Origin of the sequence: Luteitalea sp., assembly GCF_022842525.1 — a bacterium.
GTDB lineage: Bacteria > Acidobacteriota > Vicinamibacteria > Vicinamibacterales > Vicinamibacteraceae > Luteitalea.
In genome coordinates this window covers 1-4,324 of record NZ_JALHPM010000318.1, presented here as the reverse complement: position 1 = coordinate 4,324, position 4,324 = coordinate 1, and the positions used below count along the sequence as shown (strand labels likewise).

At 67.7% G+C, this 4,324-nt stretch carries 5 protein-coding genes; 4 read left to right on the top strand and 1 reads right to left on the bottom strand.

Annotated elements, in window-relative coordinates; translation table 11 throughout:
- Positions 1–275 precede the first annotated feature (275 nt).
- The 4 genes from Q0C41_RS30150 to Q0C41_RS30135 all read left to right on the top strand — a co-directional run bounded on the left by Q0C41_RS30150 (position 276) and on the right by Q0C41_RS30135 (position 2,622).
- Positions 276–674, top strand: a complete 399-nt coding sequence (locus Q0C41_RS30150) for a hypothetical protein (protein WP_291990520.1) — start codon at positions 276–278, stop codon at positions 672–674.
- Positions 675–726: 52 nt separating this feature from the next.
- Positions 727–1,008, top strand: coding sequence for a hypothetical protein (locus tag Q0C41_RS30145; RefSeq protein ID WP_291990518.1), 282 nt, complete (start codon positions 727–729; stop codon positions 1,006–1,008).
- 73 nt (positions 1,009–1,081) lie between these two features.
- Positions 1,082–1,990 carry an alpha/beta fold hydrolase gene (locus Q0C41_RS30140; RefSeq protein WP_291990516.1) on the top strand — a complete coding sequence of 303 codons (909 nt, stop codon included), beginning with the start codon at positions 1,082–1,084 and terminating at the stop codon, positions 1,988–1,990.
- Positions 1,991–2,061: 71 nt separating this feature from the next.
- Complete coding sequence (locus Q0C41_RS30135; RefSeq protein WP_291990515.1) at positions 2,062–2,622, top strand: hypothetical protein; 561 nt, start codon at positions 2,062–2,064, stop codon at positions 2,620–2,622.
- 14 nt (positions 2,623–2,636) lie between these two features.
- Here the strand turns inward: Q0C41_RS30135 and Q0C41_RS30130 are convergent, their stop codons facing one another.
- Positions 2,637–3,893 carry a hypothetical protein gene (locus Q0C41_RS30130; protein ID WP_291990513.1) on the bottom strand — a complete coding sequence of 419 codons (1,257 nt, stop codon included), beginning with the start codon at positions 3,891–3,893 and terminating at the stop codon, positions 2,637–2,639.
- Positions 3,894–4,324: the final 431 nt, after the last annotated feature.

Below are 4,324 nucleotides of genomic sequence, written 5' to 3'. Positions count from 1 at the left end.
CCTCGCCCTCACCACCGACTTCACCGCCCTCTTCGCCTTCTCCCTCGGCCATCGCGATGGCGGGGGTGGCAACCAGGGCACAAGCAATCAACCAGGTCTTCGTGAGCGTCATCAATCCTCCCTAATGAACAAATCGTAAGACGCCACGAATGGAAGCGCGAATTTCCGCAATCGTTCGACTTATGGAACTGCGGGCCCGGCGCTCGAGAAAAAGATCCGCAACCCGCTGACGGCGTGGCCGACGCGAGCCCCATGCACAAACCAGCGGTGACCTCATGAGCGACGGCGGATACGAGGAGAAGGCCAGCCCGGCCAAGGCCGGCGGCAAGGCGAGTGGTTCCAAACAACCGAAGCCAAAGCCGAACCCCATCCGAGCTCGGATCATCGGGGTCAAGGTCCAGAACGCCCAGACCCACTTGCTGATCGCGGCGGGGTACGAGCAGGGGGTCGAACACGGCATGAGGGCGACGATGATTGGAGATGGCCTGGCCAATCCCAAGATCGACATGGTCTACAACGTCCGGGGAGTGAGCTGCGAGGCGATGACACCCGAGCCCATTGGCCACATCCGGCCGAGGAACGAGTCGGGAGAACGGAAAGAAAAAGAAGAGGGAGAGAAAGAACGGCCGGCGCGGTACGTCGAGATCGGACCCGACAAGGCTCCGGATCGCTAGCGGGTCCAAAAATTGGCCCGGGGCCGACGTCGCCCGTAGGGTGCATTTCGACATGCGCTGGTCCGAGATCCGCGTCGCTTACCCGGAGCAATGGCTCGTGGTCGAGGTCTGCTCGGCCCACCACGATGGCCTTGGTCGCGTCATCGACGACGTCGAGGTCTTCGGCTCCTGTTCCAATGGCATGACGGCCGCCAAGTGCGCCTTCGATCTCGAGCGCCGCTTCCGCGGTCGCGAGTTCATGGCCGCGCACTCGAGCTACCGGATCCTCAGCACCGAAGAGCGCCCCTGGCTCGGCCTGCAAGGCCTCGCGGCACGCGGCGCGCTGTCGCTGTAGTTCGCGTCGGCGGTCCTCGCATCTCCGACGATCAGCCCCGAGCCCGTCGCGGTTCCAGGCTAGATTGCCGCCCATGCGGCATGCACTCCTGATCGTGGCGACGCTGGCGGCGTGCGGTGATGACAGCGCGAGCGGCACGCCCGACGCCCCGGCCTTGGCCGATGCAGCCCCGGCGGATGCCGCCGAACCCGATGCGACGCCCGATGCGTCGCTCGTCGATCAGCGCCCGTACACGCTCCACGTGCCGACGGGCTATGTGAGCGGGACGCCCACGCCGCTGGTGGTGTTGCTGCATGGCTACGGCGCCAGCGGCTCCATCCAGGAGCAGTACTTCCGGTTCCGGCCGGTGGCCGAGGCGCAGACCTGGCTCTACGCCATCCCCGACGGCACGAAAGACGCGAGCGACCGGCAGTTCTGGGCGGCGACGAACGCGTGCTGCGGTACGGGCGTCGATGACGTCGCCTACCTGACGGCCGTGATCGACGACGTGGCGGCGCAGTACTCGGTCGATCCGAAGCGCATCTATCTGCTCGGTCACTCGAACGGCGGCTTCATGGCGCACCGGATGGCGTGCGATCGCGCCGATCGGATCGCGGCCATCGTCAGTCTTGCCGGCGCGACCTGGAACGATCCGGCGGCATGTACGCCAACCGCGCCGGTGGCCGTCGCGCAGGTCCACGGGACCGCCGACGAGACCATCCTCTACACGGGCGGCACGGCCTTCGGCGTGTATCCGTCGGCGATGACCACGTTCTCGCGCTGGAGCGCCGCGAACGGCTGCGATCAGGCGACCGAGCGCACCACCCTCGATCTCGTCGCGGCGCTCGCCGGGAACGAGACGCCGGTCCTGGCCGCACAGAGCTGCACCGCGGGCGGCGCGTCGGAGCTGTGGACGATCCAGGGCGGCACGCACATCCCCGCGTTCACGCCCGCGTTCGTTCAATCGGTCGGCGAGTTCTTCGCTGCGCACGCCAAGCCGTGACCTCACCAGATGGCGCGCCGGCCACCTAGGCCCCGCGCAAACATTGCGCGTAGCCCGGAGCGGGAGAGCTCGTGACAGCTGTCGGCTCGTCGGCCGACACTCGCGAGATGGGTCTGGGGCTACGACCTCACGTCGAGGTGCTGGTGTCGGCGTCGAGTCGCGACACCTTCGAGCAGGTGTGCGGTCATTTCGAGAAGACACCCAACGTGGTTCGTCGGACGCGCGTCCCCGGGGGCGGCACCGAGACCGCGCCGCGCAACGAGGATCACCTCGTCGTGACCGTGCCGACCACCGCGCAGCACTTCTGGTCCCCGTGGCTCACGATCGAGGTCACGCCGCGCGGCCACCAGGCCCACGTCCTCGCGCGCTTCAGCCCCCATCCGTCGGTCTGGACCGGCTTCGCCTTCTGCTACCTGACGCTGGGTCTCGTGGGCGCTGTGGCCCTCACTGTCGGCGCGGCGGGCGCGCTGCTTCCGGACAGCTCGCAGACGTGGGCCTTCTGGGTGGCCGCGGGCGCGGTCGCTGCCATGGGCGGCCTGTGGCTGTTCGCGCAGGTCGGCCAGCGGCTCGCCTCCGAGCAAATGGCGCTACTCCGCGCCGAGCTCGAGCGGGCTCTGGCCGCTTCGCGCTGACCGAGTGGCGGCCATCACGGTGCACAGAGAAAGGCGCGGAAGCCATTCGCACGCCGCTGCAGATCATTGAGCCTGCGGCTCGTCGTCGGCACCACCGGGTCTTGCACCGTCACGCCCGTCAGGAAGCTGGAGAGCTGGGCCTCTTGCCCCGCGGCCCGCGGGTTCACGTGCAGGAAGAACGTCGACGTCTCGGCGCCATGGCAGCCATTGCACGTGTTGAGGGAGAATCGGAACCGGAGCGTGCTGTCCGTGATTCCGGGCGCGTTCCAGAAGTCGATGTTGTTGAGGATGTTCGGCGCGGCGAATGGCGCACCCTGGAACGTCGCCGGCACGACGTGCGTCTGGGCCCTGATCGAGGCGGCGTTCGCCGTCATGAAGCTGGCCAGCTCCGGTGAGTTGTCGAACTCGTTCGCCGGCGTGAGGGCGAGCGTCGACATGCGCAACTGACCCGCGGTGGTCAGATGGAACTCGCGAAGCTCCCACGGCGAACCGATGGCGATCTCGTTGGTGCGGACCTGCGAGATGGCGCTGCCGTTCGGACGGGACGGTGACGCGCCCCGACGGGAGAACTTGCGCGTGATCGCCTGGAGCTTGTTGCGGTATCCGGTCGACCCGCGAGCGAACGTGCCCAGCGAGTGCCAGTCGGTGGCCCACGTCGCGACCGCCGCCGCGGTGGCCGCCGGCAGCTTGTACTCGAGGATGATGGTGAAGGACTGTGGATTGCCAAAGCGGTCGAGGACGCCGAACACGAAGCGGCCCTCGCCGGCGTTGCCGGCGGACCGGAGATCGAAGCGGTTCGCGATGGCGAGCAGGCGAACCGGCGGTCGGGTGAGGTCCAGCTTGCCCGTGGAGAGCTTGGGCCACGCCGAGAGCACTTGCTGGATCGCGCGTGCGGGTACGACCTGTCCGTTGACCGTGCGATCGGCGGCCCACTGCTGCAGCCACGACCTCACGAAGAGCTCCGGGTCGTTATCGCCTGCCATCTCGGTCATCAGGCGGCCGAAGTGCCATGCACCATCGGCGGCTGACGTCAGCGCGCCGGTCCACCGGGTGCGCACGGGGTCTTCGACCACCGCGAGGTCGGTGATCATGAGCTCGGACGCCTTGTCCACCGTGACGGTGCAGTCCGCGGCGGCGGCGCTGACGTCGCCGTCATTCGAGATCGATGGTTGGTCGAGGAGGGCCGCCTCGTGTTGATCGATCTCGTCGATCTCGTCGGTGGCGCAGGCCGCGAGCACGGCACAGGTGGCGAACCAGAGGGTCTTGGTCATGCCCGGTACACGAGCAACCCCGGTGCCACGAGCGTTGGGGTCGAGAGACTCCAGCACCTCACGAGCGATCGCGTGAAATTCGCCAGCGCGGCCGCGATGCTCGTGATGCGGCGGGGATCGCGGGCTCCACGGGTGTCGGGTCGCGCCTACAACGAAATTCGTCATCGCCTGCAAGCGCGCCGTTGGAAAACCAGCGCGGGGCTCGAAGTGAGGGCGTCGCCGAGGGGCGAACGCGTCGGTACTGGATGTTGCCTCCTGTTCCGTCACGGAAGGTAGAATGAGGACGTGCGTAGCTGTCTGCCTGCGGTCCTGGTGCTGGCGTCCCTGGGTTGCGGGGAGGTCGTGAAGTCCACACCGGATGGAGACGTACCCATCGATGGCCCGCCGTCCGACGGGGACGCGATGACGATGCCCGATGGGGAGACCTCGCC